The sequence below is a fragment of the Pigmentiphaga sp. NML030171 genome (assembly GCF_002188635.1).
GTDB classification, from domain to species: Bacteria; Pseudomonadota; Gammaproteobacteria; order Burkholderiales; family Burkholderiaceae_B; genus Pigmentiphaga; species Pigmentiphaga daeguensis.
Window position 1 is genome coordinate 17,022 of sequence record NZ_NINX01000050.1, and the last position, 24,686, is coordinate 41,707.

Genomic DNA, 24,686 nt, shown 5'->3' on the forward strand with positions numbered 1-24,686 from the left:
TCCTAATGGCATGGACAAGCACACATTCCCCGGGCCCGACGCGCTGGCCTCCAGTTTCGCCACCAGCTACGCCGGCGTGGTGGCCTTCATCGCGGTGGCCGCCGAAGGCAGTTTCGCCAGGGCGGGCGATCGCCTGGGCATCGGCCGGTCGGCGGTCAGCCGCAGCGTGCAGAAGCTGGAAGACCAGTTGGGAATCCGGCTGTTCGTGCGCACGACGCGCGCCACGTCGCTGACGCGGGAAGGCGAACGTTTCTACGAACATTGCCGGCCCGGCGTCGAGCATATCGTGCAGGCGCTGGACGAGATGCGGGAATTGCGGGAAGGACCGCCCGCGGGCTTGCTGCGCATCAGCGCCACGGCGGGTTTCGGCCGCAAGGTCGTCGCGCCGCTGTTGAACGGCTTTCGCGCCGCCTATCCGGAGGTGTCGGTCGACCTGCTGCTGGACGACAGGCCCACGGATTTCACGGCGGACAGGGTGGATGTGTCGTTCCGCGATGGACGCATGGAGGACAGCCAGATCATCGCCCGGCGATTGATCCCCATGCCGATGCTGCTGTGCGCATCGCCCGGCTATGCCGCACAGCGCGGGCTGCCGCGCGACCTCGACGAACTGGCCGGCCATCGATGCGTGAACTTTCGCCTGGCTTCCGGACGCGTGGCCGAGTGGGAATTCCAGGCGGGCGACCGGTTGCGCAAGTTCATGCCGCGGCCGCCGCAGGCGATGCTGGCCTTCAACGACGCGGACCTGGTGCTGCAAGCGGTGCTGGACGGGCAGGGGATCGCGCAGATGGCGGGCTACCAGGTCTGCGAGCACCTGCGCGCCGGCACGCTGCTGGCCTGCCTGCCGCATCATGCGCCGGACGATCGCGGCCATTACCTCTGCTATCTGAGCCGCCAGCACCTGCCGGCGCGCATGCGGGCCTTCATCGACTACATGACGGCGCGCATCCGCGCGTTGGATTTCCGGATTCCGGACCGCCCGGACCCAGAGGCGAGCCGGCTGGCCGCGCCGTGGAAACATGCGGCCTAGCCGGTGGCGCCGATGCTTCAGTCCAGCTTGGCCCGGTCCAGGCCATAGGCCTTGTCGGCCGAGCCCGGCGTGGTCCGGAAACCCACGTTCAGGCGGTTCCAGGCGTTGATCGCCATGATCGCGAAGCTCAGGTCCGAGATCTCCTTCTCCGACAGCTCGGCGCGGACCTGCTCGTAGACCTCGTCGGGCACGCCGTGCCCGGGCAGGCGGGTCAAGGCTTCGGTCCAGGCCAGGGCCGCCCGTTCGCGCGGCGAGAACAACGGGGACTCGCGCCAGACGGCGACGTGGTGCACGCGCAGTTCCCGCTCGCCGTCGATCTTGGCTTCCTTCACGTGCATGTCCAGGCAGAAGCCGCAGCCGTTCATTTGCGAGGCGCGGATATCGACCAAGTGCAGGATCGAGGCTTCGATGGTGCCGGATTTCTTGATCTGCATGCTGAATTCGACGAACTTCTTGAACAGCTCGGGCGATTGGGCGAGGGCATTGATGCGTTGGGTCATGATGTCTTCCTCGGTGGTGTGAGGCGTCGGTTGCGGAACGACTCCATCGTAGGCCCGCCGGGGCGGCGGCGGTAGCGCCGCGCCGGGGACCGCCGTGTTGCCTGTCCGGCACCAATGACCGGTACACTGCGCGTTGCCCAGTCCCACCGACGACACGTATGCCTGATCCATCGCCCCGCAAGAAGCCACGCATCAAGCGCTCCGCCGGCCATCCCACGGAGAAGACCATGGTGGGGAAGGCCGCGATCATCGACACGGCGATCGCGCTGATGAAGACCAAGACGCCGCAGGAACTGAGCGTGCTCGAAATCGCCACGGCCGCCGGCGTCGACCCCGCCCTGATCCGCTATTACTTCAGCAACAAACAGGGGCTGATGCGCGCCGCGGCCACGCACATCATGGATCAGCTCCAGGCCCGGAGCCAGGTCATGCTGGGCCAGGACGCGCCGCTGGAAGCGCGGATCCGCAAGCGCCTGGTGCTGCTGATCGAGGCGCTGAAGGACAATCCGCGCTTCCTGCAGCTCGTGCTCAACGAGATCTACAGCCATGCCGATACGCCCGAGCGCATGGACACGCTCCAGGGCGTGGCCGCGCGCGGGCTGGCCCTGAGCGAGGCGCTGCTGGTCGCGCGCGAGGGCGACCCGCCGCTCGATGCCATCGACCCGCGTTTCCTGCATGTCGCTTTCCTGGGACTGTGCACGTTCTTCGTGGATGCCCAGCCCATGCTCAAGGTGCTGTTCAACGGCGAGCAGGGGGCCGAGGACCTGACCGGGCGCTACCTGGATTTCGCCACGCGCCTCATCATGCACGGCATCGTGAAGTAGGCGTTTTCGCTAGTCTGAAAATTCTTGACACCTTTTTTCGCGGTCGATAACCTGTTCTCTATTCCTAGTTTTAGGAATAGAGAACATCCAGCGCCAGCGCGGTTTCTGGCGGCCCCATCGCGAGGAAGATATGTCCGAATTCAATGTCCACCTGACCGGTTGGAAGGGGAACGAGCCCAGCCCGCACGCGGGCCAGGGCGTGGTGGAAGCGCCCGGCCAGGGAGTGAACCTTCGGTGGCAGAGCCGGGAGTCGGTCCCTACCGATTTCGAGAACGCGCTGGCCGACGCGATCGAAAGCGCCTATCTGGCCGGCGCCAGGACGCCACAGCAGTTCGCCGAGCACCTGAATGCGGCGGGCGTCGCCATGCCCTCGGGGCGGGACTGGAGCGCCGCCAGCCTGGAACAGGAAATGTCCCGCCTCGGCTATTGAGGCCCACGTCCACGAGGAAGCCACCATGAGCTTGCTGTCCGCCATAAGAGCCGCCGCCTGTATCGCCGCCGTGTCCCTGATGCTCCCGCAGGCACGGGCGGAAAACCTCCGGGACGTGACCTACCTGTTGCCGGCCCCGCCCAGCCTGCCGGCCTTCGCGCCGTGGATGATCGCGCAGCAGAAGGGCTACTACGCGCAAGAGGGGCTGAAGATCAATTTCGTGGTCGGCAAGGGCGGCGCCGACGTCGCCAAGCAGGTGGGCGCGGGCAATGCGCCGCTGGGCGGCGGCGTGGGCGACACGCCCATCATCGTCCGGCCCAACGGCGTGCCGGTGAAGGCGGTGGCGGTGCTGGGCGGGGCCTCGCTGATGCACCTGGCCATCAACCGCGCCGCCGTGCCGGGCGGCATCCCGGACCTGAAGGGCAAGACCATAGGCGCGATGTCCTACGCCGACACGACCTACTACGCGCTGCTGGGCATGCTGCGGGCCAACGGCCTGCCGAAGTCGGCGGTCGACATCCAGGCCAGCGGCCCCTCGGTCTGGCAGCTCTTCGCCGAGCAGAAGATTCCCGCGCTGGCCTCGGTGCCCGAATGGACGGTCAGCGCGCAGGAGGCCGGCGTGAAGGTCGAGCTCATTCCGGCGGACCGCTATTTCAAGAGCATGGCCCAGGCCATCCTGGCGTCCGACGAGACCATCCGCAAGGAACCCGAACTGATCCGCAAGTTCGTCAAGGCCACGCTGCGCGGCCTGGCCGACATCTCGCGCGATCCGGCCGCGGCCACGGCCGACTACGTCAAGGCGGTGCCCGCGTACCAGGGCAGGGAGAAATATGTGGAGTCCGTCCTGCGGCTGTACAACGCCACGGTCTACCAGGGCCAGCCCCGGTTGGGCGCCATCGACCCGGACCGCGTCGCCACGCTCCAGTCGTTCTATCTGAACGAAGGCATCATCTCGCGCGCGGTCCCGCTGAACGATTTGTTCACGAACGACTTCGTGCCGGCGAAACAGTAGGAACACATCCATGAATCCCATCGTCCAGGACGGCCTGGCCCTTGCCGCCGCGACCCGCGTGGAAACCGGTCTGCGCAACCTCTGGTACCCCGTCACGCCCAGCTATGCGGTGCGCGACACCCCGCTGGGCATCACCCGGCTTTCCGAGAACATCGTGCTGTGGCGCGACCGCGCCGGCGCCGTGCGCGCGGTCGAAGACCGCTGCCCACATCGCGGCGCCCGCCTGTCGCTGGGCTGGAACCTGGGCGAGCGCATCGCCTGCTGGTACCACGGCGTGGAAGTCGATGGCGAAGGCAAGGTGGCCGATGTGCCGGCGCTGGAAAGCAGCCAGCTCGTGGGCAGGAAATGCCTGCGGTCCTATCCGGTGGTCGAGTACGGCGGCGCCGTCTTCCTGTGGTTCGGGTCCATGGAGCATGGGCAGCCCAGGCCCTTCGTGCTGCCCGAGGAAATGACGAACGACGAATACTCGGGTTTCCTGTGCATGCAGAACTGGAAGTGCAATTACCGCTATGCCATCGACAACGTGATGGATCTCATGCACGGGACCTATCTGCATTCGAACTCGCATTCGATGGCCCAGGGCGACAAGAAGGCGGAAATGGTCATCCGCCACACCGACTGCGGCCTGGTCTTCGAGAAGGTCGGCCAGCGCGGCGTGAACTTCGACTGGGTCGAGTTCGGCCATACGTCCTCGCTGTGGATCCGCCTGTCCGTTCCCTATCGTCCCCAGTATGGCGGCGGCGAGTTCTTCATCGTGGGCTTCGTCACGCCCGTCGACGACGGCAATTGCCAGGTCTATTTCTGGCGCATCCGCAAGTCCCAGGGCTTCGAGCGCAACGTCTGGCGCTTTCTGTACCGCAACCGCCTGGAAGGGCTGCATTGGGACGTGCTGGAGCAGGATCGCGTGGTCATCGAAAGCCTGGCGCGCCACGCGCGCAGCCAGGAGAACCTTTATTCCCATGATCTCGGTCTCGTGCGGGTAAGGCGCGTGATGGAGAAGCTGGCCAGGGAACAGGTCGAGGCCGAACAGGCCACGGCCGTCCACTGAACGGCAACGACGAGTAGTCCCCTCGGGCGGGCCTGCCCGATATTCTCCTTTCCACAGGAACGACCATGAAACTCGCGCTTTCAGGGGGGCTCGCGCTCGCCCTCGTTTCCCTGCCTTGCCTGGCCCAGTCGCCCGCCGGCAACGTGACGCTGTACGGTGCCATCGACACCGGTGTCGAATACATCACCCACGCCAGCGCCGGCGGCGGATCGGGCATGCGCATGCCCACGCTGACCGGCGGACAACTGCCGTCGCGCTGGGGCCTGCGCGGCAACGAGGACCTGGGCAACGGCTGGCGCGGCATCTTCAACCTGGAAAGCGGCTTCTTCGCCGATTCCGGTTCGTCCGGCCAGGTGGGCCGCCTGTTCGGGCGCACCGCGATCGTTGGTGTCGAGGGGCCGTGGGGCAGCTTCACGCTGGGACGCCAGTCGACCATGCTGACCTGGTCGCTGATGGATGCCGACGTGATCGGACCGTCGGTGTTCAGCATGGCGAGCTTCGACAGCTACATCCCCAACGCGCGCGCCGACAACTCGCTGGCCTACCGCGGCAGGTTCGGCGGCCTGACCGTCGGCGCGACCTATTCCTTCGGCCGCGATACCTCGGCGGCGGGCAACTGCGGAGGCGAGCGCCCCGGGGATGCCCAGGCGTGCCGCGGGTGGTCGGGGCTGCTGAAGTACGACGGCGGCGGCTGGGGCGTGGCGGCCGCCATCGACGAACAGCGGGGCGGTCCCGGCGCGGCGCCGGCGGTGGTGGTGCCGGGCGTGGCCGGCGTCGCGATCGCTTCGTCGGACAGCCGCGACCGGCGCTACATGGCCAACGGCTACGTGCACATCGCCGACCTGAAACTGGGCGCCGGCTGGATGCACCGCCGCATCGAAGGCGGCGCCGCCGACGTCTCGACCAACCTGTATTTCCTGGGCGCCACCTATCCGATCGGCAACTGGACCCTGAACGCGCAGGCCTCGCGCATGATCGCCAATGCCTACCAGGCCAAGGGCACGATGCTGGTCGGCCGCGCCAGCTACAGCTTCTCGAAGCGGACCGCCGCCTATGCCATGCTGGCCCACATGGGCAACAGCGGCGCGGGGGCGGTGTTCTCGGTGTCCAGCAGCAGCATCGTTCCGTGGTCGCCCAAGGCGGGGCAGGGGCAGGTGGGGGTGATGGTGGGGTTGCGGCATTCGTTCTAGGCGCCGGTCGAAAGGCGGTGCGTCGTCGTCGCGATAACGAAAACGTACCGCTCGCATAGCAAAAATGTTCTGGATGCCTTCAGGGGTCCGTCATCTAATGGAGGACATCGACCCTGCCAGGACGAAGCAATTGATCGATATTTCGCAGCACCCGGATTACGCCTTCTTCCACGAACGCGGCTTCGCCGTGCGGCTGGGGTTCGGCCGGCGGCCCGCGCTGATGGTGGTGGACCTGACCAACGGCTTCACCGATCCGTCGCGTCCGCTGGGCGCCGATCTCTCGGCCCAGGTCGCCGCCACCAACGCCTTGCTTGACGTCGCCGCCGGGAAGGGCGTGCCGGTCATCTTCACCTGCGTGCGCTACGACGATCCGCAGATGCGCGACGCGGGGCTGTGGGCGATCAAGCAGAAGGGAACGATGTCCCTGGCGGCCGAGGGCGACGGCCACCACGTCGATGCGCGGCTGCATCGCCGGGAGCACGACATCGTGTTGGTCAAGAAATACGCGTCGTGTTTCTTCGGCACCGATCTCGCGTCCCGGTTGCAGAACCTGGGTGTCGATACGCTGATCCTGACGGGCACGTCCACCAGCGGCTGCGTGCGCGCCACCGCCGTGGACGCCTGCCAACTGGGGTTCCGCCCCATGGTGGTGCAGGAAGGCGTGGGCGACCGCTCGGCCGCGGCGCACGCGCAAAGCCTGTTCGATCTCGACACCAAATACGGCGACGTGGTCGGCCTGGAGGAAACGCTGGCCTACCTGCGGGGGCTGGCCTAGAAGGGCGGCGCCTGGGGCCCGGACCGGAGACTGTCGCGTCGGTATGAGATGATCGGGCTTTGTCAGGCCTTGCCCGAAGGAATCCCATGACCAGCACGCTCGCCATCGTCGTTTCCCTGGCGTTGTTGATGTACCTGGCCTATCGCGGCGTGACCGTGCTGCTGCTGGCGCCGCTGATGGGCGCGCTGGCGGTGGTGCTGTCCGGGGACGCGGCATTGCTGCTGCCCATCTATACCGGCACGTTCATGACCGCCCTGAGCGGCTACGTGCTGCAGTTCCTGCCCATTTTCCTGCTGGGCTCGCTGTTTGGCCAACTGATGGCCGACTCGGGGGCCGCCAATACGCTGTCGCGCTGGATCGTCGCCAGCGTGGGCGAGAAGCACGCCATCGTCACCGTGGTGCTGGCCTGCGCGCTGCTGACCTATGGCGGCGTGTCCCTGTTCGTGGTGGCCTTCGCGATCTACCCGGTCGCGGTCGACCTGTTCAGGGCGGCGCGGATACCCAAGCGGCTGATCCCCGCCACGATCGCGCTGGGCGCCTTCACCTTCACCATGACCGCCTTGCCCGGCACGCCCGCCATCCAGAACGCCATTCCCATCCCGTACTTCGGCACCAACGTCTTCGCCGCGCCCGGCCTGGGCATCATCGCGGCCGCGATCATGTTCGGCGGCGGCTCCTGGTGGCTGCGGCGCCGCGCCGCGGCCGCCCATGCCGCGGGGGAAGGCTACGGCGACCACGACGACGCGCGGGAGGGCACGCCGGCGGAGGCGGAGCAGGACGCCCGGTGGTCGGTCATGCCCGTGCCGCTGGCCTTGCTGCCGCTGCTGCTGGTGGTGGGGATCAACGCCTTGTTCACCTACGTGGTGTTCCCAGCGGTGGATTTCTCGTTCCTGGCCCAGCGCTTTCCCGATCTGGCGCCGCAGAAGATCGTCGGCCTGTGGGCGCTGATCATCGCGCTGGCCACGGCCTGCACGGCGCTGGTGCTGCTGCGGCTCAAGCATTGGAGCAACCTGAAGAACACCATCAACCAGGGCGTGTTCGGGTTCATGCTGCCATTGTTCAACACGGCATCCGAGGTCGGCTACGGCGCGATCATCGCGGGCCTGGCGGGGTTCGCCATCATCCGCGACGCGGTGCTGAACGTGGCGCCGGGCAATCCGCTGATCTCCGAGGCGGTGGCGATGAACGTGCTGGCGGGCATCACCGGTTCGTCCTCGGGCGGCTTGAGCATCGCCTTGCAGACGCTGGGACAGGACTACCTGCGCATGGCCCACGAGGCGGGCATCAGCGCCGAGCTGATGCACCGCGTGGCCGTGATGGCCGCCGGCGGCATGGACACCTTGCCGCACTGCGGCGCCATCATCACGCTCCTGGCCATCTGCAAGCTGACGCACCGGCAGTCGTATGGAGACATCGCCGCGGTGACGATCCTTTTTCCGCTGCCGGCGCTGGTGCTGGTCATCGCGCTGGGGACGATGTTCGGCGGGTTCTGAGGCGGGGGCTCAGAACTTGTACTTCAGGCTGACCGTGACGTTGCGCGGCGCGCCGTAGGTGAGCTGGCTGTAGGCCGCGAACATGCCGTAGTACCGCTTGTCGAACAGGTTGTTGATGTTCAACTGCGCGGTCATCTGCTTGTTGATCTCGTAGCGCGCCATCAGGCCGACCAGGGCGTAGTCCTTCTGCTCGACCTTCTCGACCGTGCCCAGCGGGTTCGTCGCGTGCGTGTAGGTCTTGCCCTGCCAGCTCAGGCCGCCGCCCAGCGTCAGCCCGCTCCATGCGCCCGGCAGGCGGTAGGTGGTGAACAGGCGGAACAGCCGGCGCGGGTACAGGCTGTTCACGTCCGTGCCGTCGGCGGCCTTGGCCCGGAAGTGCGTGTAGCCGGCGCTCAGGTTCCAGTTGGGGGCCAGTTCGCCCGCGACTTCCAGTTCGAAGCCCTTGCTGGTCGCGCCATCCACGGCGCGATAGGCGGTCTCGGGCGGGTTGGTCCCGGGCACGGTGTCGGTGGTCTGCTGCGCCAGGTTGTTCTGCTTGATGTGGAACACCGACGCGGAGGCATTCACCCGGCCATCCAGGAACTCGCCCTTGATGCCCGTTTCCATGGCCTTGCCCTTGACCGGGTCGAGGTAGCGGCCGGTCACGTCGCGCGCGTTCTGGGGCAGGAAGATGTCGGTGTAGCTGGCGTAGAGCGAGTACTGGTCGTTCAGGTCGTAGATCACGCCGGCGTAGGGCGTCAGCTCGTTGTCGCTCTTGACCTCGTAGGCGCCGCTGTAGGCCACGTCGCCTTTCTTCCGGTAGTTCGTCATCCGGGCGCCAAGGATCACCTTGAGCGGATCGGTCACATTGAAGCGCGCGACGCCGTAGATGGCCTGCTGGGTGGTGGTGCCGTTCTCGTAGAAGGTGGGAGCGCCCCAGCTGGGTTCCGGGAAGGTGCCGTTCCAGGCGTTGAAGTCCGGTGCGAGGCCGCCCGCTGGATTGGCCGCGCGGGCATCGGCGTTGAACTTCTGGTTGGCGTAGACGTAGCCGAAGGCCAGCTGATGCTTGCGTCCCAGCAGCTCGAACGGACCGTCGGCCTGCACCGCCACGTCGTCCTGCGTCGTCTTGACGTCATAGGAGCCGGCGAAGGTGGTCATGCCCAGCCCGGTCGTCCGGTCGGGCGCGCCCGACAGGTAGAGCAGGTAGGAGTCGGCCTTGCGTTCGCTGCGGTTGTAGCTGAGCTTGACCCGCCAGTCGTTGTCGAAGCGGTGCTGCAGCGAGGCGAAATACGTCTGGTAGGTCGTGTCCCAGCGCGTCCAGTCGGCCGCCGCGCTCTTGGAGCGGTCCCAGTTGGTGGGGGTGCCGTCGCTGTACCACAGCGGCAGGCCGCCCCACATCGGGCCGCGGGCCTTGTTCTTCTGGTAGCTCAGGCCGGCCGTGAGCAGGGTGTTGCTGGTCAGGTCGGCTTCCAGCGTGGCGAACAGGGTCTGGCTCTTGTTGCTGAGCCGATCGACCCAGCTGTCCCGCTCCGCGTGTTCGCCCACCACGCGCAGCCGCACCGTCTTGGCCGTATTGACGGGAGTGGACAGGTCGACCATGCCGCGGCGCTGGTTCCAACTGCCCAGGTCCAGTTCCGCGGCGCCGGTGAATTCCTTGCTGCCGGCCCGTTTGCGGACCATGTTGACGGCCGCGGAGGGGTTGCCCGAGCCGGTGGTCAGCCCGGTTGCGCCGCGCACGATTTCCACGCGGTCATACGTCACCAGGCTGCTGAAGATCTCGCCCGAGCTCCAGGGCTGGTCCCAGGTGGTCGGCACGCCGTCGATCATCAGGGCGTTGATGTCGAAGCCGCGGGCGTTGAACTGGGCGCGATGGGTCTCGTACTGGTTCACCGAGACGCCCGTGGTGTTGTTCAGCACGTCGGTGATGGTTTGCAGCCGCTGGTCTTCGAAGCGCTGCTGCGTGACTACCGTCACGGATTGAGGCGTGTCGCGCAGGCTCAGGCCCAGCGGAGTGGCGGTGCGGGAGGGGCCCGTCGTGGTGTACGACCCGGTGCCTTCAGTGGTGGCCGAGTCTTCGCCCTGGGGGGCGGCGTTGACCTTGATTTCCGGCAGCACGGCTGGTGCGTCCTGCGCCGACGCGTACAGCGGAAGGGCTGCGGCCATGCACAGGCTGAGTCGCTTGAGTTGAACGGATACGGCTGGGCGGGCTGCCATTTTCTCCCTCATGATGGTCGGTCTGCATTGAACGGGCGCACAAGATCCGGAGGCGAACGGCCGTGGCGGCACGTCGCCAGCGTCGGCGCTGGAAAACCGGATTCCCCCTTGCGAATTGTGAATGATAATTGTTTTTATTTGTACTTGTGTTTACTTTTTATTCGAATGTTTGCTAGAGGCAACAGTGGTGTTCCCGTCCGGCGGGGGCGGGCGATCAGGCGTTTCTAGTTCATTTGCCGCAATGGCGCCTGGCGGGATCGCAGCCATCCGCATGCGGATGCCACTGGACGAATTCGGCGTCCTGCATGGCGCGCGGGCTTTGCGCCACGAAAAGCACCAGCCGCCGGCCATCGGTGAAATACGGATCGCCGGCCAGGTTGGCGCGAGGCTGCGCCTGGCTGGCCTCGCCCACGCCGTCGACGTAGCCCCAGCGTGCCACGTTGCTGGTCATCAGCATGTCCTGCAGCAGGTAGTCGCGGGCTTCGTCCACGTCGGGATCGATCACGTGCGTCGTCAGCGTGGGGGAGCGGGTGGTGACCTTCACGCCGATGTCGCGGCTGATCTGGCCAGCCCAGACCGGCACGCCGTCCACCTGCAACGGTGTCAGCCAAAGACGCAGATGATTGCGCTGCGAGATGCTGGCCCGCGCGCGCTGCATGGAGAAATCCTGTGGACGGCCAGCGAAATGCAGCGCGCTGACCGGCGACGTGCGATAGCTGCCGCCGAAGGCAAACACGCCGATCATGCGGCCGACGCTGGACGCGTTGATGGTCTCGGTGAAATCCCATCCCGCCCGGACCAGCGCGACCAGCACGTCATGCTCGGACCCGACCATCACCAGGTTCAGCGGATCGCCTTGCTCGCTGCCCTGGGCATTGGTGGTGCAGCAGGGGAGCTTCTGCAAGGCGGAGCCCAGCGAAGCCAGGTCGACCCGGACCCGGCGCTCCGGCTGATAAAGCCGCTCGGGATCGATGGTCTGGTAGTCGAAGCCGCCGCCAGGCAGTTCCCTGGCGAAGTCGAAGCGCAGCACATGCCGGGCCCCCAGCAGCTCGACGTTGACCAGCTTGATGCCCCGCGTGACATTGGTGTAGACGAAACCGCTGACCGTTTGGCCGGGCGGAACATGCACCTTGATCTGGCGCGCGGTCAACTGGCGTTCGATCTGCGCCGCCGATGCGCCGCCCGAGCCCGAGTGGAAAAGATAGGCGGCCTCGCGCGCGGAGTAGAAGTCGCGATCCATGAACACCGGCATGAACCAGTAGGGAAGCGTGCTGCGGTTCTCGATCCTGACCCAGACGGGTTGCACGCCATGCTCGGCCAGGGGCAGTCCGAAGCTGGCTGCGCTTTCCTCGTCGCGCAGCGCCGCGACGCTGACGGTGACCTGGCCGCGTGTCATCGCCTGGCGATTCGCGCGATCCAGGTAGCTTCGTTCCGCCTGGGACGGATCCATGGAAGAGGCAGCCTGGGAGTCTTTCGGGGAGGCGGCCGGACCGGCGCAGGCGGACAGCAGGGACAGGGCGAGCGCGCCGAGCAGGGCACGCGCCGAGGCGGCCGCACCGTCCATCCATCGGGTATCAAGGGCGCTGGGCTTGTTCATGGTCCCCCTTCGCATCGATAGGGGGCACCGCGCGATCACCCCCACTGCGCCAAGCTGGTGGCAAAAGCATCAATGATGCCGCAAAACCATTTCATAACCTTGCCGATTTTCAAATAACGATCATTTTTTATGTTGGCCTGGCCCACCTTGACCGTGACAGAAGTGCGGCCGGGTTGCCGCGGAGCATTGCAGCCGCTGCTCATGCTCCAGCAGCCATTGCTTGCGGGCCAGGCCACCGCCGTAGCCGGTCAACGCCCCATCCTTGCCCACGACCCGGTGGCAAGGGACGACGATCGCCACCCGGTTGGCGCCATTGGCGCCCGCCACCGCGCGCACGGCCTGCGGCCTGCCCATCTTCGCCGCCTGCTCGGCATAGCTGGCGGTGTGGCCATAGGGAATGGCTTGCAGCGCCCGCCACACAGACTGCTGGAACTCGCTGCCCGGGGTATCGAGCAGCAGATCGAACCGCTGCCGCACGCCCGCGAAATACTCGCCGATCTCGCGCTCGGCCTGCCGCGTATGCGCGTTCTCGCCCGCCAGGATGCGCGCCCGCAGCAGCCGTTGCAGGTCCTTGAACTCGGTCTCCAGCATCCGGCGATCCACGAACTCCAGCAGGCAGAGGCCGCGCTCACTGGCGCAGGCGAACAGCGGGCCCAGCGGCGTGGTGAAGCGATGGATCAACAACACGCTGGCCTCGGCCGTAGGCGCGCCGCCGGTCAGCTTCTTGACGGTGTAGCCAAAGCCGCTGAGCGACTCGTAGCCGTTGTCCAGCGCGGCGTCGGTCGCACGGCGGCCGGTCTTCAATTCCTCCAGCGCCGCATTGATGCGCAGCGAACGCTGGAACGCCTGGAAGCTCATGCGGTGGTGCCGCTGGAACCAGCGCCGGATCCGCTCGGGGCTCAGCCCGCGCTGCCTGAGCTGCCAATCGCTCAGTCGCTCCTTGGGATGCCGGCGCACCCAGTCGACAGCCTCGGCCACTTCCGGCGGCGCGGCATGGGCGTTCTCGATCGGCCTGCATACCTTGCAAGGCCGGTAGCCGGCATCCAGCGCTTCCTTGAAGTCGGTATAGAACACCACGTTCTCGCGCTTGGGCTTGCGGGCGCGGCAGGTGGCGATGCAGAACACGCCGGTGGTTCTTACGCCGACATAGAAGATGCCTACGTGATCGGCGGCGCGGTCGAGCAGGGCGCGGTAGTAGGTGTCGATTTGCCGGTTGTCGGTGATCAGCATGGTCGGAGGGCGGCTTGTCTGAATGGGGCCAGTATGGAGTTTGGCCCGGGCGCGTCACAACCGAAAAATGGACGAGTATTTCTTATTGTCCGGAAGCAGGGATAAGGCTGATTCTATCTGCGAACCGGCCGCTTCCAACAGTCTGCATTGGGAACCATACCTACAACAGCATGCTGGTTGGAGTCGATAGGACTGCGGCAGGATGGTTGACAGCGTTTGTCGGCGACCTATGCCGGCAACAGTCAAACGCCGGCGCATACCGAGAACTATGCCTATGACGCGAACTGCTACCTGACCACAGTGACCATTGGCGGGGTCGTGCGGGCCGAGCGGCTCAATGATGCGGCCGGGCGCGTCGTGCGCTATATCGAACGCAACGAGAACAACAGCGTGCGTACGGATGCGACGCGGACCTGGGACGCGGATGGATTGCAGACGCTGGAAACCGACAACCTGACGGGAAGGACGACGACCTACACGTACTCGGGAGAAGGTTCCTTGAGTACGGTGGTGTCCGAGGGCGGTGGCTCTGCCAAGACCACGACGAGCTATACCTATGAATGGTGGGACAGCGCCAAGCAGAAAGAGGTCAAGGCCCAAGGCGACAACGGCCAGTCCGGCTGGGCGCCGGGCTTCTCGCGGTTCACCTACGATGTAAACGGCAACGTCAAGAGCGCGACCGATGTCGTGGGCAAACGGGAGTTCCGTTATCTCGTCGACGGCGATGGACGAGTGCTGCGGCGGGACGAGTATCTGGGTAGTGAAACGAACGCGGCGGGGGAACTGGTCAGCGCACGCGGTAACCGCTCGCACTCCTACTACTACCTGGGGGGACACCGCGTCGGCAACGTCGGCAACGATGGTGTTGAAAGGGTGGACTACGCCCAGGAGCTGTCGCGGACGACACCCATTTCGACTGCGGCCGCAGATTCTTTCGCGGCCCGCCCAGGTTGCCGTAGAACAGGATTAAGCAAGGCAAGGAGCTCAGTTCTGTACGCTGATGGCCGCATCGGACACGACTTTCTTCCAGGCGGTGTAGTCCTGTTTGATGAAGTTGGAGAAGTCGCGCGGATTGGCATAAACGACTTCGATGCCGTTGTCCGCCAGGCGTTTGCGGACCTCGGCGGCCGAGAATCCTCGCTTGATGGCGGCGGCAATCTTGTCGACGATGGGCGATGGCGTGCCTTGCGGCGCGAGCACGCCGTACCAGGTCGTCACGACCATGCCGGGCAAACCGACTTCGACCGCGGACGGGGTGTCGGGCAACAGGGGTTGGCGCTCGCGAGTCAATACGAACATCGCTTTCAACTGCTGTCCCTTGATGAGGGGCACGGAGCTGGGCAAGCCGTTGATCACCATGTCGATCTGTCCGCCCACCGCCGAGGTCACCGCCTGCGAGGCGCCCTGGTAGGGGACGTGCAGGATGTCGGTGCCGGTCAATGCCTTGAATTTCTCGAAGGCAAGGTGGTTGGATGATCCGGCGCCGCCGGAGCCGTAGCTGAACCGGCCCGGATGGGCGGTTAGCCGTGCGCGCAGGGCGGAAAAGTCGTCCTGGCCGAATTTCTGTGGATTGACCACGAATACGTTGGGCACCTCGGCGACCATGGCCACGGGTGCCAGATCGGCCAAGGGGTCGAAGCGCAGGCTCTGGTTGATGGCGGGGGTAATCGTCAGTGTGGGCGAGGTCAGCAGCAGGGTATAACCGTCGGGCTGGGACTTGGCGACGTGTTCCATGGCGATGCGTCCGCCGGCGCCGGACTTGTTTTCCACCACGACTGGCTGGCCCAGTTCCTGTGTCAGCCGCTCGGCCAGCATCTGGCCGACGACGAAGGTGGCGCCGGTGGGGAAGGGCAAGATCAGCTTGACGGGCTTGGCCGGATAGCTCTTGGCTTCGCTGGCGATCGCAAGCGTGGAACAGGCCGCCAACAGGGCGCCCAGTAGCCAGGTCGGTTTCATCGCTGCCTCCTTATGCTTGTATTTGGCAGGCATGCTACGCGCCGTCGAACGGGGTGTCGGCGGGGTGGCGCTTATGAAGGAAATAAGCGGCGTCTAATGGGCGCAGGTTCGAGACTGCGCTTGCCCACTATTAGGGAGCCTCTATGCACCCGTTGGCCAATGTCGACTTTCGTACCCTGCAGATTTTCCTGACGTTGATGACCGAGCGAGGGGTGACGGCCACATCGCTGGTGGTGGGCGTTTCGCAGCCGGCCATCACGCAGGCGCTGAACAGGCTGCGCAAGACCTTCGGCGATCCGCTGCTGGTGCGCAGCCCGCAAGGCATGCAGCCGACGGAAAAGGCATTGGCCCTGGAGCGCGAGACCAGGCGTTTCCTGGAGGAGGTCGCGCAGATCCAGGCGTCGCAGGAGGATTTCGATCCCTTGCGCGAGCGGCGCGAGGTCGTGCTGACCGCCCCGGAGTATCTGGAGCAGTTGCTCCTGCCGGTCATAGCGACCGTGCTGCGGCGCGATGCCCCGTACGTCACGTTGAGCATACGTTCGCCCGACCAGCGGCGCATCGATGCGCTGCTGGCCGCGGGCGACGTGAATTTCCGGCTGGGGTGGGTGCGCGATCCCCAGCCCTCGGTGCGGGCCATGCCGCTGTTCGAGGACGATGTGGTGGTGATCGGCGGGCCCGGCAATCGGGCGCTGGCCGAGCGGCTGACATTGCCCGCCTACGTCGCCTTGCCGCACGCGCGCTTGCTGGGAAGCGGCCGTACCACCTCGGGCCGGGTGATCGACGAGTTCATCAAGCAGCATGGCCAGAGTCTGGCGGTCTGCATCCATGCCCAAGGGTTGATGGCACTGCTCGGCACGCTGATGGTGTCCGATGCCGTCGCCACGGTGCCGCGTCGCGTGGCGCTGAAGATACAGGAGGCATTTCCGGTGCGGATGGTTGATTTCCCGGGCCGTTTGCCGCGTGTCAGCAATGCCTTGTACTGGCACGAGCGTACCCAGCGCAGCGCCTTCCACCAGTGGTTCCGGGGAGTGATCGGCCAGGCGGCCAGGCATGCCGCTGCGACATATGCATGACCGGGTAGCGGTGGCTGGGTTTTTGTGGAATGATTGTGAAATATCACAAATATTTCACAAGGAGTGCCCTTCATGCCACGCAAGCAGCGCATCACCACCCCCCACGTCGCCGAAGCCGCCCCCGGCCTTTGGTCCAACTGCCTGCAAGTGGGCGACACTCTCTACCTGTCGGGCCTGACCTCTCGCGCCAACGACGGCGAAACCATCCAGGGCAGCGACGAGTACGAGCAATCGCAGTTCATCTTCGCCAAGATCAAGCATCTGGTGGAAGCGGCGGGCGGCAAGATCGACGACGTGGTCACGCTGACGGTGTTCGTGACGCGCATGTCGGGCAACCAGGGGGTGTGGAAGGCGCGCCGCGAGTTTTTCACGGGCGATTTTCCGGCCTGCGCGCTGGTCGAGGTGAAGGGGCTGGCCAAGCCGGAAATCCTGGTCGAGATCCAGGGCCAGGCCAGACTGGGCGCGGGGGGCTGATCATGAAGAAACTCGTGTTGGGTCTGGCGTTGTCGTTGGCATCCACTGCCCCGATGGCGCAGTCGTTTCCCTCGCAGCCGCTGACGCTGATCGTGCCCTATGCCGCGGGCGGATCGTCCGATGCCCTGGCACGCGCGCTGGCCCAGGTGGTGGGCAAAGCGGCGGGAGTGTCGGTGGTGGTGGAGAATCGTCCCGGCGGCGGCACCGTCATCGGCACGCAGGCGCTGCTGGCCAAGCCGGCGGATGGGCAGACTGTGCTGATGATGGCGGCGAGCTTCGTCATCAATCCCTATCTGATCAAGAACCTGCCGTTCGATACGCGCAAGGATTTCCAGCCGGTGACGGCGCTGGCCTCGAATCCGCATGTGTTGGTGGTCTCGTCCAAGGTGCCCGCCCAGGACCTGAAGGGGTTCATCGACTGGACGAAGGCGCAGCAGGGCAAGGCGAGTTTTTCGTCCTTCGGCAATGGCTCGTCGGGCCACCTGGGCTTCGAGCTGTTCAAGCAGCGCGCGGGCGTGGAGATGCTGCACGTGCCTTACAAGGGCTCGGCGCCGGCCACGATGGCGGTGCTGTCGGGCGAGGTGGACGCGACGCTGGGCGACGTGGGCGTGGTGGCGCCGCACATCGCGGCGGGCAAGCTGAAGGCGCTGGCGGTGTCGGGGGCGAGCCGCTCGGCCGCGCTGCCCGGGGTGCCGACTTTCGCCCAGGCCGGATTGGAGGGGTTCTCGTCGGAAACCTGGATGGGCCTGCTGACCCGCGCCGGCGTGGCGCAGGACCGGGTGGAACGTCTGCATGACCTGTTCGCCCAGGCCTTGAAGGACCCGGAGGTGCAGAAGACGCTGCAGCAGCAAGGCATGGAGGCCAAGCCCTCGGCCCCGGCCGAGTTCGCGCGTTTCCTGCAGCAGCAGTCGGACCAGTACCGCGTGGCGGTGGAGAAGGCGGGACTCAAGCCGGAATGAGCCGAGGCGGGGCGCCCGCGAGGCTACAATCGCGGGCGCACTTGCCACGCTTCATCCATCCGCATGCCCAGACCTTCGAAGACCTCGCGTATTGCCGCCGCCCGCGACGGCGATGAACATGCCGGTGGCTCGCCCTCGCTGGGCGAGCAGGCCTACGTGGCGGTCAAGCGGATGATCCTGTCGCACGAGCTGCGGCCGGGCGAGCACATCAATGTCGCGCAGTTGTGCCAGCGGCTGGGCCTGGGCCGCAGTCCCATCCACCTGGCCACGCACCGGCTGGCGCGCGAGGGGCTGGTGGAGATCCTTCCGCGCAAGGGGCTGCTGGTGAAGGCCGAGACCCTGGACGGTTTCCTGGAACTGATCGCGGCGCGGCAGTTGATCGAGCCTTTCCTGACGGGGCTGGCGGTGGATCGCATGCGTCCGGAGATCGTGGAGCAGTTGCAGGAACTGGTGGACGCCGGCTGGGAACGCTACCGCCAGAAGGACCACGCGGGCGGCATGGAGGTCGACCGGCGTTTCCATCATTTGTTGTACGACACGGCGGACAACCGCACCTTGTCGGATTTCGCGGCGCTGTTGCTCGATCGTTCCATGCTGCTGTGGTTCCGCCCCAAGGTGGATGCGGGCGAGCGCGCGAACGTGGCGGAGCTGGAGGATCTGCTGGACTGCATCCGGCGCGGCGACCGCGACGGGGCCGTGCGGACGATGGAAGCGCACGTGGGGTCGATCCGGCAGAAGTACCTGGGTTGAGTTCTCCGACTACCTTCCATTTATCTTTCATGTAATGCAAAATTGCATTACAATGACCGGGTAATGGAGGTAAGCCATGAGCATATTGACCGTGACCGCCCGGGGCCAAGTCACCTTCCGGAAGGAAGTCTTGCAACACCTTGGGATCAAGCCGGGCGACAAGATCGAACTGGATCTGCTGCCGGATAATCGGGCCTCCTTGAAAGCCGCGGAGCGGAAAGGATCCTTCCGGGAATTGCGCGGCATCCTGAAAGGCAAGACCAACGGCGCCAAGCTAAGCATCGAGGACATCAACGATGCGATAGCGGAAGGTGCCATGAAGGCCGATGGGCAATGAAAGTTACCGCCGACACGAACATCATCCTTCGCAGCATCGTTGACGATGACGAAGCCCAAACGACCCGGGCCATCGAGCTACTGGAAACCGCTGACATGGTGGCGGTGAGCCTCCAGACGCTGTGCGAAGTCGTTTGGGTGTTGCGCGGTCGGTATGAGGTGGACCGCGCGGATATCGCCGTGGCGATCCGCGCGCTTTTGAGCACGAACAACGTCGTTGTCAATCGTCCTGCGGCCGAGGCCGGCCTGGCGTTGCTGGAGGCCGGCGGCGATTTTGCCGATGGGGTAATTGCCTATGACGGAACGTGGCTCGGCGCGGAAACCTTTGTGTCGTTCGACAAGAAGGCGGTGTCTCTGCTAACAAAGCAGGGGTATTCTGCAAAGCTGCTTTGACGAACCATTGCCCGAATGACCCATGGCCAAGCTGCCGCCCGCCGAAGTCCTGGACCTGCTGCTCGATGCCATCTGCGTCGTGGACCACGACGGCCGTTTCCTGTCGATCACGGGGGCGGGCGAGAGCATCTTCGGCTACAAGCCCGAGGAAATGCTGGGCCGCCGCATGATCGAGTTCGTCCATCCCGATGACCGCGCCCGCACGCTGCAGGCGGTCCAGCGCATCGAGGCCGGCTATCTCCAGCGCTATTTCGAAAACCGCTATGTCCGCAAGGACGGCAGCGTGGCCCACATCATGTGGTCGGCGCGGCTGTCGGACGACAAGACGCATCGCGTGGCGGTGGCGCGCGACATTTCCGCCCGCGACGAGGTACTGCCGGACGAGCGCCTGAAGCCGGCGGCGGCAGGGGAGACATGGCGGCTTTCCTCGGCACCGCCCAGCCTTACCCCGCCCGGATTCGGGCCGATCCCGCTGTCGGCGCAGGACTACAAGGTGCTGCGCGCCCTGGCCAACGGCACCGGCGAGTGCGTGACGCGCAAGGCCATCGTGCAGGCGCTGGACGAGAACTTCCTGGACTACGACCAGCGCCGCCTGGATACGCAGATGCGCCGTCTGCGGCGCAAGGTGGAACAGGCGTGCGGGCTGGAATTGCCGGTGTCGACGGTGCGCAGCCAGGGGTTCAAGGTCTACCGGAAGATCGAAGTGGCCGACTAGGGCCTGTTCCCGCTCTGTCAATGCAGATGTAACCACTTCTGTTCCCGTTGCCCCAGGCGGTTTGCCGGGCGGCCGGCCGTGTAAACTTCCGGCTTTTGCCCGTCCGGTCCCATGGCGCACATGTCCGGGCGCACAGGCGCCAGCGGTCCGGCTTTCGTCCGCCTGCTTGCCCGCCTGGCGCACGCCCACGTTCCCACCCCCCGGCAGCCGCTTGCCGACCGGCTGAGCCTGTGGCTCGGCTGGACCGATGCCATCGCGCTGTCCGCGGTGCTGAGCGGCAACGCGAAAGCGGCGCCCGCCAGCACGCCTGCCTGCGATACGGCCGCGCGGGAGGACTGCGTGCGGGTGCGGGACGAACTGGCCCAGGCCATCGAGCAGGACAGGGTGCTGCGCCCGGTGCGCAGCCGCCATCGTCGCGATCCGGCGCTTCTGGTCGATCCGGACGACGACACCGATTTTTCCCGCTACCGCCAGCGCTACCTGGCCAAGCAGCAGCAGATGGAGACCGGCATCGCGGCCCTGCGCGGCCGGTTGCGCGCCATGCTGGCCGCCGGGTCGCCCGACATGGCGCGGCTGGCGGCCGTGGACGCCGTCATGGAGCGGGTGCTGGGCACGCAGGAGCGCAACCTGTTGGCCTCGGTGCCCGGCCTGCTGGAAGGCCATTTCCTGCGCCTGCGCAAGGCGGGCCGGGATCCCGCCGAGAAGACGCAGGAGGCCGGCGCGCCGGCCAGCAACGATCCCGGCCCCTGGCTGGACACCTTCCGCGCGGACATGCGGGGCGTCCTGCTGGCCGAACTGGATTTCCGATTTCAACCGGTCGAGGGGCTGCTGGCGGCCCTTCGCGCAAGCTGATTCGTCCTAGATGAGCAGATATCTTCCTTTCGTGGTTTTCTTCGTGGGTCTGGCCGTCGTGGGCTGGGTGGGCGTGGGCTATGTCGGCTCGAACCTGCTGGCGCTGGCGGTGATCCTGCTGATCGCCGCGTTCTACGTGCTGGGCGGGCTGGAACTGCGGCGCTTCCACGAGGCGACGTCCTCGCTGGCGCGGGCCACGGCCGACCTGTCGTCCCCGCCATCCAGCCTGGGGACGTGGCTGGAGCAAGTGCACCCCTCGCTGCGCAACGCCGTCCGGCTGCGCGTCGAGGGCGAAAGGGTGGGGCTGCCGGGCCCGGCGCTGACACCGTACCTGGCCGGACTGCTGGTGCTGCTGGGCATGCTGGGTACGTTCCTGGGCATGGTGGCGACGCTGCGTGGCACGGGGGTGGCGCTGGAGAGCGCGACCGACCTGCAGGCGATCCGGGCGTCGCTGGCGGCGCCGGTCAAGGGACTGGGCTTCGCGTTCGGGACGTCGGTGGCCGGCGTGGCGGCATCGGCCATGCTGGGGCTGCTGGCCTCGTTGTGCCGGCGCGAGCGCCTGCAGGCGGCGCAGGCGCTGGATACGCGCATCGCGACGGTGCTGCGGCCGTATTCGCTGGCCCACCAGCGCGAGGAGTCGTTCAAGCTGTTGCAGCGGCAGGCGGAGCTGATGCCGGCGCTGGTCGACCGGCTGCAGGCACTGGCGGAGTCCGTGGCCAAACACAACGAGGCCCTGGGCGAGCGCCTGGCCGCCGGGCAGGAAAGCTTCCACGGCCGGGTCGAGTCCGAGTACCGGCGCCTGGCCGGTTCGGTGGAGCAAAGTCTGAAGGAAAGCCTGGCCGACAGCGCGCGGGTGGCCGGCGCCACGATCCAGCCGGTGGTCGAGTCCGCGATGGCCGGCCTGGCGCGCGAGACGGCCAGCCTGCACCAGACGGTCACGCAGGCGGTGCAGCGGCAGCTGGACACGCTGTCCAGCCGCTTCGAAGCCAGCACCGCCACGGTGGCCGGTACCTGGAGCACCGCGCTGGGCGAGCACCGGCGGACCAGCGACGCGCTGGCCGGCGACCTGCGCGCGGCGCTGGACGGATTCGCCCGGACTTTCGAGCAGCGCTCGGCCAGCCTGGTCGACGGCGTGTCCGCCCGCCTGGAGGCGTCGGTGGACAAGGTGTCGTCGACCTGGGGGACGGCGCTGGCGGCACACCAGCAGACCAGCGAGACCCTGTCGGGCGAACTGCGCGCCACCTTCGACGGCGTCGCGCAGGCCTTCGCCCGGCGTTCGACCGAGATGGTGGAAACCGTGGCCGCGCGGCTGGAGGGCGTGGCCGGCCAGGTGTCGCAGGCTTGGAATGCGGCGCTGGCGGGGCACCAGCGTACCAGCGAGGCGCTGGCCGGCGACGTCCGTGCGTCCTTCGAGCGGCTGGCGGGGGATTTCGAGCAGCGTTCGGCGGGGCTGGTGGACGGGATCGCCGCCCGGCTGGATGCCACGGCCGGGACGGTGTCCGGTGCCTGGAGCATGGCGCTGGACGAGCACCGGCGCACGGGCGAGGCCCTGGCCGGCGACATGCGTGCGTCCTTCGAGCGTTTCGCGGCCACTTTCGAGCAAGGGGCGGCCAGCCTGGTGGAGCGCGTGGCCGGCCAGCTCGAGGCCACGGTCCAGAACGTATCGGGCGCCTGGAACGAGGCGCTCGCGCGGCATGGACAGGTCAGCGAGCAGTTGTCCGGCGACACGCGCCAGGCGCTGGCCGAGGCCGCGGCCACCTTCGAGCGCCACGCGGTTTCGCTGCTGGACACGGTGGGACAGGCCCATGGCGAGCTGAGGTCCGAGCTGGCCGCGCGCGACGAGGCGCGGCAGGCGGCATGGACCGGCGCCCTGGAGGCCCTGGCCGGGTCGCTCAGCCAGGAATGGCGCGAGGCCGGCGAGCGGATCGCGGGCCGGCAACAGGAAGTCTGCGAGACGCTGGCGCGGACGGCGGGCGAGATGACGGCCGAGTCCCAGGCCCATGCGCGCGCCACCATCGCCGAGATCGAGCGGCTGGTGCAGGCAGCCTCGGAAGCCCCGCTGGCGGCGGCCCGGATCATCGGCGAACTGCGGCAGCAATTGTCCGACGGCATGACCCGCGACAACGCGATGCTGGAAGAGCGCGAGCGCCTGCTGCAGACGGTGGGCAGCCTGCTGGACACCGTCAACCACGCCAGCACCGAACAGCGGGAGGCGGTCGATGCGCTGGTGGCGGCGTCGGCCGAGATGCTGGAACGGGTGGGGACGCGCTTCACCGAGCAGGTCGGCGCCGAGACCGACAAGCTGGAGTCCGTGGCCGCGCAGGTCACCGGCAGCGCCGTCGAGGTGGCCAGCCTGGGCGAGGCGCTGGGCCAGGCGGTCAAGCTGTTCGGCGAGTCCAGCGACAAGCTGATGGAGCATCTGCGCGGCATCGAGGGCGCGCTGGACAAGGCCATCGCCCGTAGCGACGAGCAGCTTGCCTACTACGTGGCGCAGGCCAAGGACGTGATCGACCTGAGCATGATGTCGCAGAAACAGATCGTCGAGGAGCTGCGGCAGCTCGACACGCAACGGGCGCCGGTGGGCGACGCGACCTGATGGCCGACGATATCGAATCCAACGTCGAGCCGGCATCGCCCGTCTGGGCGGTGTTCGGCGACCTGATGTCGGTCATGCTGGGGGCCTTCGTGCTGCTCCTGGTGGGCGTGATCGGCACGCAACTGGAGCTGTCCACCAAGCTCGAGGAAGAGGTGCAGCGCAGGCAGGGCGAGGCGCAGCGGCGGCAGGCCCTGGAGCAGGCGCTGGCCGGACCGCTGGCCGCGGGACGGGTGACGCTGGTCGATGGCCGCATCGGCATCAGCGGCAACGTGCTGTTCGCGTTGAACTCCGACGCCCTGCAGCCCGAGGGCCGGCAGTTGCTCAAGAGCCTGGTGGGGCCGCTGGGCGCCTACCTGAAGGCCCGCGATGAGATCATCATGGTGAGCGGGTTCACCGACGACAGGCAGATCCGCGAGGGCAACCGCCGCTTCGCCGACAACTGGGAACTGTCGGCGCAGCGGGCGCTGACGGTCACGCGCGCCCTGATCGACGAGGGCATCCCTTCGTCTTCGGTGTTTGCCGCGGCCTTCGGCGCCGAGCAGCCGGTGGCGCCCAACGCCGACGAGGACGGCCGTTCGCGCAACCGGCGCGTGGAGATCGCGCCCATGCCCCGGTCTTCCCAGCGCCGTGAGTAAGGACGTCGTTACCGAGGCGGCGGCGCTGCTCGATGCTTGGCGGGGGCAGGGAGCCGATCGCGTCGACCCGCTGCGTTTCCATTTCATCGAGGCGCTGGCGCGGCGGGCATCCGGCCACGAGGGCGAGGCGCGCCGCGTCCTGGACGAGAAGCTGGCCGCCGCACTGGCGGACTATGCCCGTGACGTGGCGCAGGCCGCGGATGCGAGCGAGGCCGTGGCGGCGCCCGTGGCCGCCGACGGCCTGACCACGCTGGTGGATCTCCTGTCCGCGAACGGCGCCGCGCTTCAGGATGCCGCCGGCGACATGGCGGTGCTGGACTACTTCCGTGGCCTGTGGGCCGAGCTGCGCGTGGGCCGGGAATTGCGGCAGGCCCTGGAGAACGTGCCCGAGAACGCCGGGCCGCTGAATTCGCTGCATCTCGTCCACCAATCGCTGATGCTGATGCACGACCTGGCGCCGGGATACCTGCGGCATTTCCTGTCGTATGCCGATACCCTGTCGTGGATGGAGCGCATGAGCGGCGCCGACCTGTTGCTGGGAGCTGCTGCGCGCGCCGAGGCGCCGAAGAAGGGCGGCAAGGGCAAGCCGGACTGAAGCCGGCTCCCGCAGGGCGCGGGAAAACGT

The 24,686-nt window shown here is 66.9% G+C and carries 24 protein-coding genes; 19 read left to right on the plus strand and 5 right to left on the minus strand.

Going from position 1 to position 24,686, the window contains the following annotated elements; all coding sequences use genetic code 11:
- Positions 1-10 precede the first annotated feature (10 nt).
- Positions 11-1,030: a LysR family transcriptional regulator gene (locus CDO46_RS24410; protein ID WP_087841168.1), complete on the plus strand. Its 1,020-nt coding sequence runs from the start codon at positions 11-13 to the stop codon at positions 1,028-1,030.
- Positions 1,031-1,047: 17 nt separating this feature from the next.
- Here the strand turns inward: CDO46_RS24410 and CDO46_RS24415 are convergent, their stop codons facing one another.
- Positions 1,048-1,530, minus strand: a complete 483-nt coding sequence (locus CDO46_RS24415) for a carboxymuconolactone decarboxylase family protein (RefSeq protein WP_087841169.1) — start codon at positions 1,528-1,530, stop codon at positions 1,048-1,050.
- Between the two features lie 158 nt (positions 1,531-1,688).
- Here CDO46_RS24415 and CDO46_RS24420 point away from each other — a divergent pair, with 158 nt between their 5' ends.
- From CDO46_RS24420 to CDO46_RS24450, 7 genes are all read left to right on the plus strand, one after another.
- Complete coding sequence (locus CDO46_RS24420) at positions 1,689-2,354, plus strand: TetR/AcrR family transcriptional regulator (RefSeq protein WP_087841170.1); 666 nt, start codon at positions 1,689-1,691, stop codon at positions 2,352-2,354.
- A 130-nt stretch (positions 2,355-2,484) separates the two neighbouring features.
- Positions 2,485-2,784, plus strand: coding sequence for a recombinase-like helix-turn-helix domain-containing protein (locus tag CDO46_RS24425; protein ID WP_087841171.1), 300 nt, complete (start codon positions 2,485-2,487; stop codon positions 2,782-2,784).
- 25 nt (positions 2,785-2,809) lie between these two features.
- On the plus strand, positions 2,810-3,796 hold the full coding sequence (locus tag CDO46_RS24430) for an ABC transporter substrate-binding protein (RefSeq protein ID WP_087841172.1): 987 nt from the start codon (positions 2,810-2,812) through the stop codon (positions 3,794-3,796).
- 10 nt (positions 3,797-3,806) lie between these two features.
- The gene (locus tag CDO46_RS24435; RefSeq protein ID WP_087841173.1) at positions 3,807-4,844 is read left to right on the plus strand and encodes an aromatic ring-hydroxylating dioxygenase subunit alpha; all 1,038 of its coding nucleotides are present in this window, start codon (positions 3,807-3,809) and stop codon (positions 4,842-4,844) included.
- A gap of 65 nt (positions 4,845-4,909) precedes the next feature.
- Positions 4,910-6,034 carry a porin gene (locus CDO46_RS24440; RefSeq protein ID WP_087841174.1) on the plus strand — a complete coding sequence of 375 codons (1,125 nt, stop codon included), beginning with the start codon at positions 4,910-4,912 and terminating at the stop codon, positions 6,032-6,034.
- A gap of 130 nt (positions 6,035-6,164) precedes the next feature.
- Positions 6,165-6,809: an isochorismatase family protein gene (locus CDO46_RS24445; protein ID WP_254914675.1), complete on the plus strand. Its 645-nt coding sequence runs from the start codon at positions 6,165-6,167 to the stop codon at positions 6,807-6,809.
- An 86-nt stretch (positions 6,810-6,895) separates the two neighbouring features.
- A complete protein-coding gene (locus CDO46_RS24450) occupies positions 6,896-8,302 on the plus strand; it encodes a GntP family permease (protein WP_087841176.1) in 1,407 nt (468 codons plus the stop codon).
- 9 nt (positions 8,303-8,311) lie between these two features.
- Here CDO46_RS24450 and fhuE read toward each other — a convergent pair whose 3' ends face one another.
- The 4 genes from fhuE to CDO46_RS24470 all read right to left on the minus strand — a co-directional run bounded on the left by fhuE (position 8,312) and on the right by CDO46_RS24470 (position 15,278).
- Positions 8,312-10,507 (minus strand): ferric-rhodotorulic acid/ferric-coprogen receptor FhuE, encoded by a 2,196-nt coding sequence (gene fhuE / locus CDO46_RS24455; protein WP_087841177.1) that lies wholly within the window; start codon positions 10,505-10,507, stop codon positions 8,312-8,314.
- 217 nt (positions 10,508-10,724) lie between these two features.
- Positions 10,725-12,092 (minus strand): LssY C-terminal domain-containing protein, encoded by a 1,368-nt coding sequence (locus tag CDO46_RS24460; protein WP_165963270.1) that lies wholly within the window; start codon positions 12,090-12,092, stop codon positions 10,725-10,727.
- Between the two features lie 120 nt (positions 12,093-12,212).
- Positions 12,213-13,322 (minus strand): bifunctional transcriptional activator/DNA repair enzyme AdaA, encoded by a 1,110-nt coding sequence (locus CDO46_RS24465; protein WP_087841179.1) that lies wholly within the window; start codon positions 13,320-13,322, stop codon positions 12,213-12,215.
- Between the two features lie 984 nt (positions 13,323-14,306).
- Entirely contained in the window at positions 14,307-15,278 is a 972-nt protein-coding gene (locus CDO46_RS24470; RefSeq protein ID WP_176400841.1) for a tripartite tricarboxylate transporter substrate binding protein, read from the minus strand.
- Positions 15,279-15,421: 143 nt separating this feature from the next.
- Here CDO46_RS24470 and CDO46_RS24475 point away from each other — a divergent pair, with 143 nt between their 5' ends.
- The 11 genes from CDO46_RS24475 to CDO46_RS24525 all read left to right on the plus strand — a co-directional run bounded on the left by CDO46_RS24475 (position 15,422) and on the right by CDO46_RS24525 (position 24,656).
- On the plus strand, positions 15,422-16,351 hold the full coding sequence (locus tag CDO46_RS24475; RefSeq protein WP_087841181.1) for a LysR family transcriptional regulator: 930 nt from the start codon (positions 15,422-15,424) through the stop codon (positions 16,349-16,351).
- Between the two features lie 72 nt (positions 16,352-16,423).
- Positions 16,424-16,825 carry a RidA family protein gene (locus tag CDO46_RS24480; RefSeq protein WP_087841182.1) on the plus strand — a complete coding sequence of 134 codons (402 nt, stop codon included), beginning with the start codon at positions 16,424-16,426 and terminating at the stop codon, positions 16,823-16,825.
- Between the two features lie 2 nt (positions 16,826-16,827).
- Positions 16,828-17,784, plus strand: coding sequence for a tripartite tricarboxylate transporter substrate binding protein (locus tag CDO46_RS24485; RefSeq protein ID WP_087841183.1), 957 nt, complete (start codon positions 16,828-16,830; stop codon positions 17,782-17,784).
- A gap of 63 nt (positions 17,785-17,847) precedes the next feature.
- Entirely contained in the window at positions 17,848-18,534 is a 687-nt protein-coding gene (locus tag CDO46_RS24490; RefSeq protein ID WP_087841184.1) for a GntR family transcriptional regulator, read from the plus strand.
- Between the two features lie 76 nt (positions 18,535-18,610).
- Positions 18,611-18,871, plus strand: a complete 261-nt coding sequence (locus CDO46_RS24495) for an AbrB/MazE/SpoVT family DNA-binding domain-containing protein (protein WP_087841185.1) — start codon at positions 18,611-18,613, stop codon at positions 18,869-18,871.
- Positions 18,868-19,263: a type II toxin-antitoxin system VapC family toxin gene (locus CDO46_RS24500; protein WP_087841186.1), complete on the plus strand. Its 396-nt coding sequence runs from the start codon at positions 18,868-18,870 to the stop codon at positions 19,261-19,263. Before CDO46_RS24495 ends, CDO46_RS24500 begins: the two co-directional genes overlap by 4 nt.
- A 22-nt stretch (positions 19,264-19,285) precedes the next feature.
- Positions 19,286-19,978 (plus strand): PAS domain S-box protein, encoded by a 693-nt coding sequence (locus tag CDO46_RS24505; RefSeq protein ID WP_087841187.1) that lies wholly within the window; start codon positions 19,286-19,288, stop codon positions 19,976-19,978.
- Positions 19,979-20,089: 111 nt separating this feature from the next.
- Positions 20,090-20,830, plus strand: coding sequence for a DUF3348 domain-containing protein (locus CDO46_RS24510; RefSeq protein ID WP_087841188.1), 741 nt, complete (start codon positions 20,090-20,092; stop codon positions 20,828-20,830).
- Positions 20,831-20,840: 10 nt separating this feature from the next.
- Positions 20,841-23,426 carry a DUF802 domain-containing protein gene (locus CDO46_RS24515; RefSeq protein WP_087841189.1) on the plus strand — a complete coding sequence of 862 codons (2,586 nt, stop codon included), beginning with the start codon at positions 20,841-20,843 and terminating at the stop codon, positions 23,424-23,426.
- Entirely contained in the window at positions 23,426-24,061 is a 636-nt protein-coding gene (locus CDO46_RS24520) for an OmpA family protein (protein WP_087841190.1), read from the plus strand. Before CDO46_RS24515 ends, CDO46_RS24520 begins: the two co-directional genes overlap by 1 nt.
- Complete coding sequence (locus CDO46_RS24525; RefSeq protein WP_087841191.1) at positions 24,054-24,656, plus strand: DUF2894 domain-containing protein; 603 nt, start codon at positions 24,054-24,056, stop codon at positions 24,654-24,656. Before CDO46_RS24520 ends, CDO46_RS24525 begins: the two co-directional genes overlap by 8 nt.
- Positions 24,657-24,686: the final 30 nt, after the last annotated feature.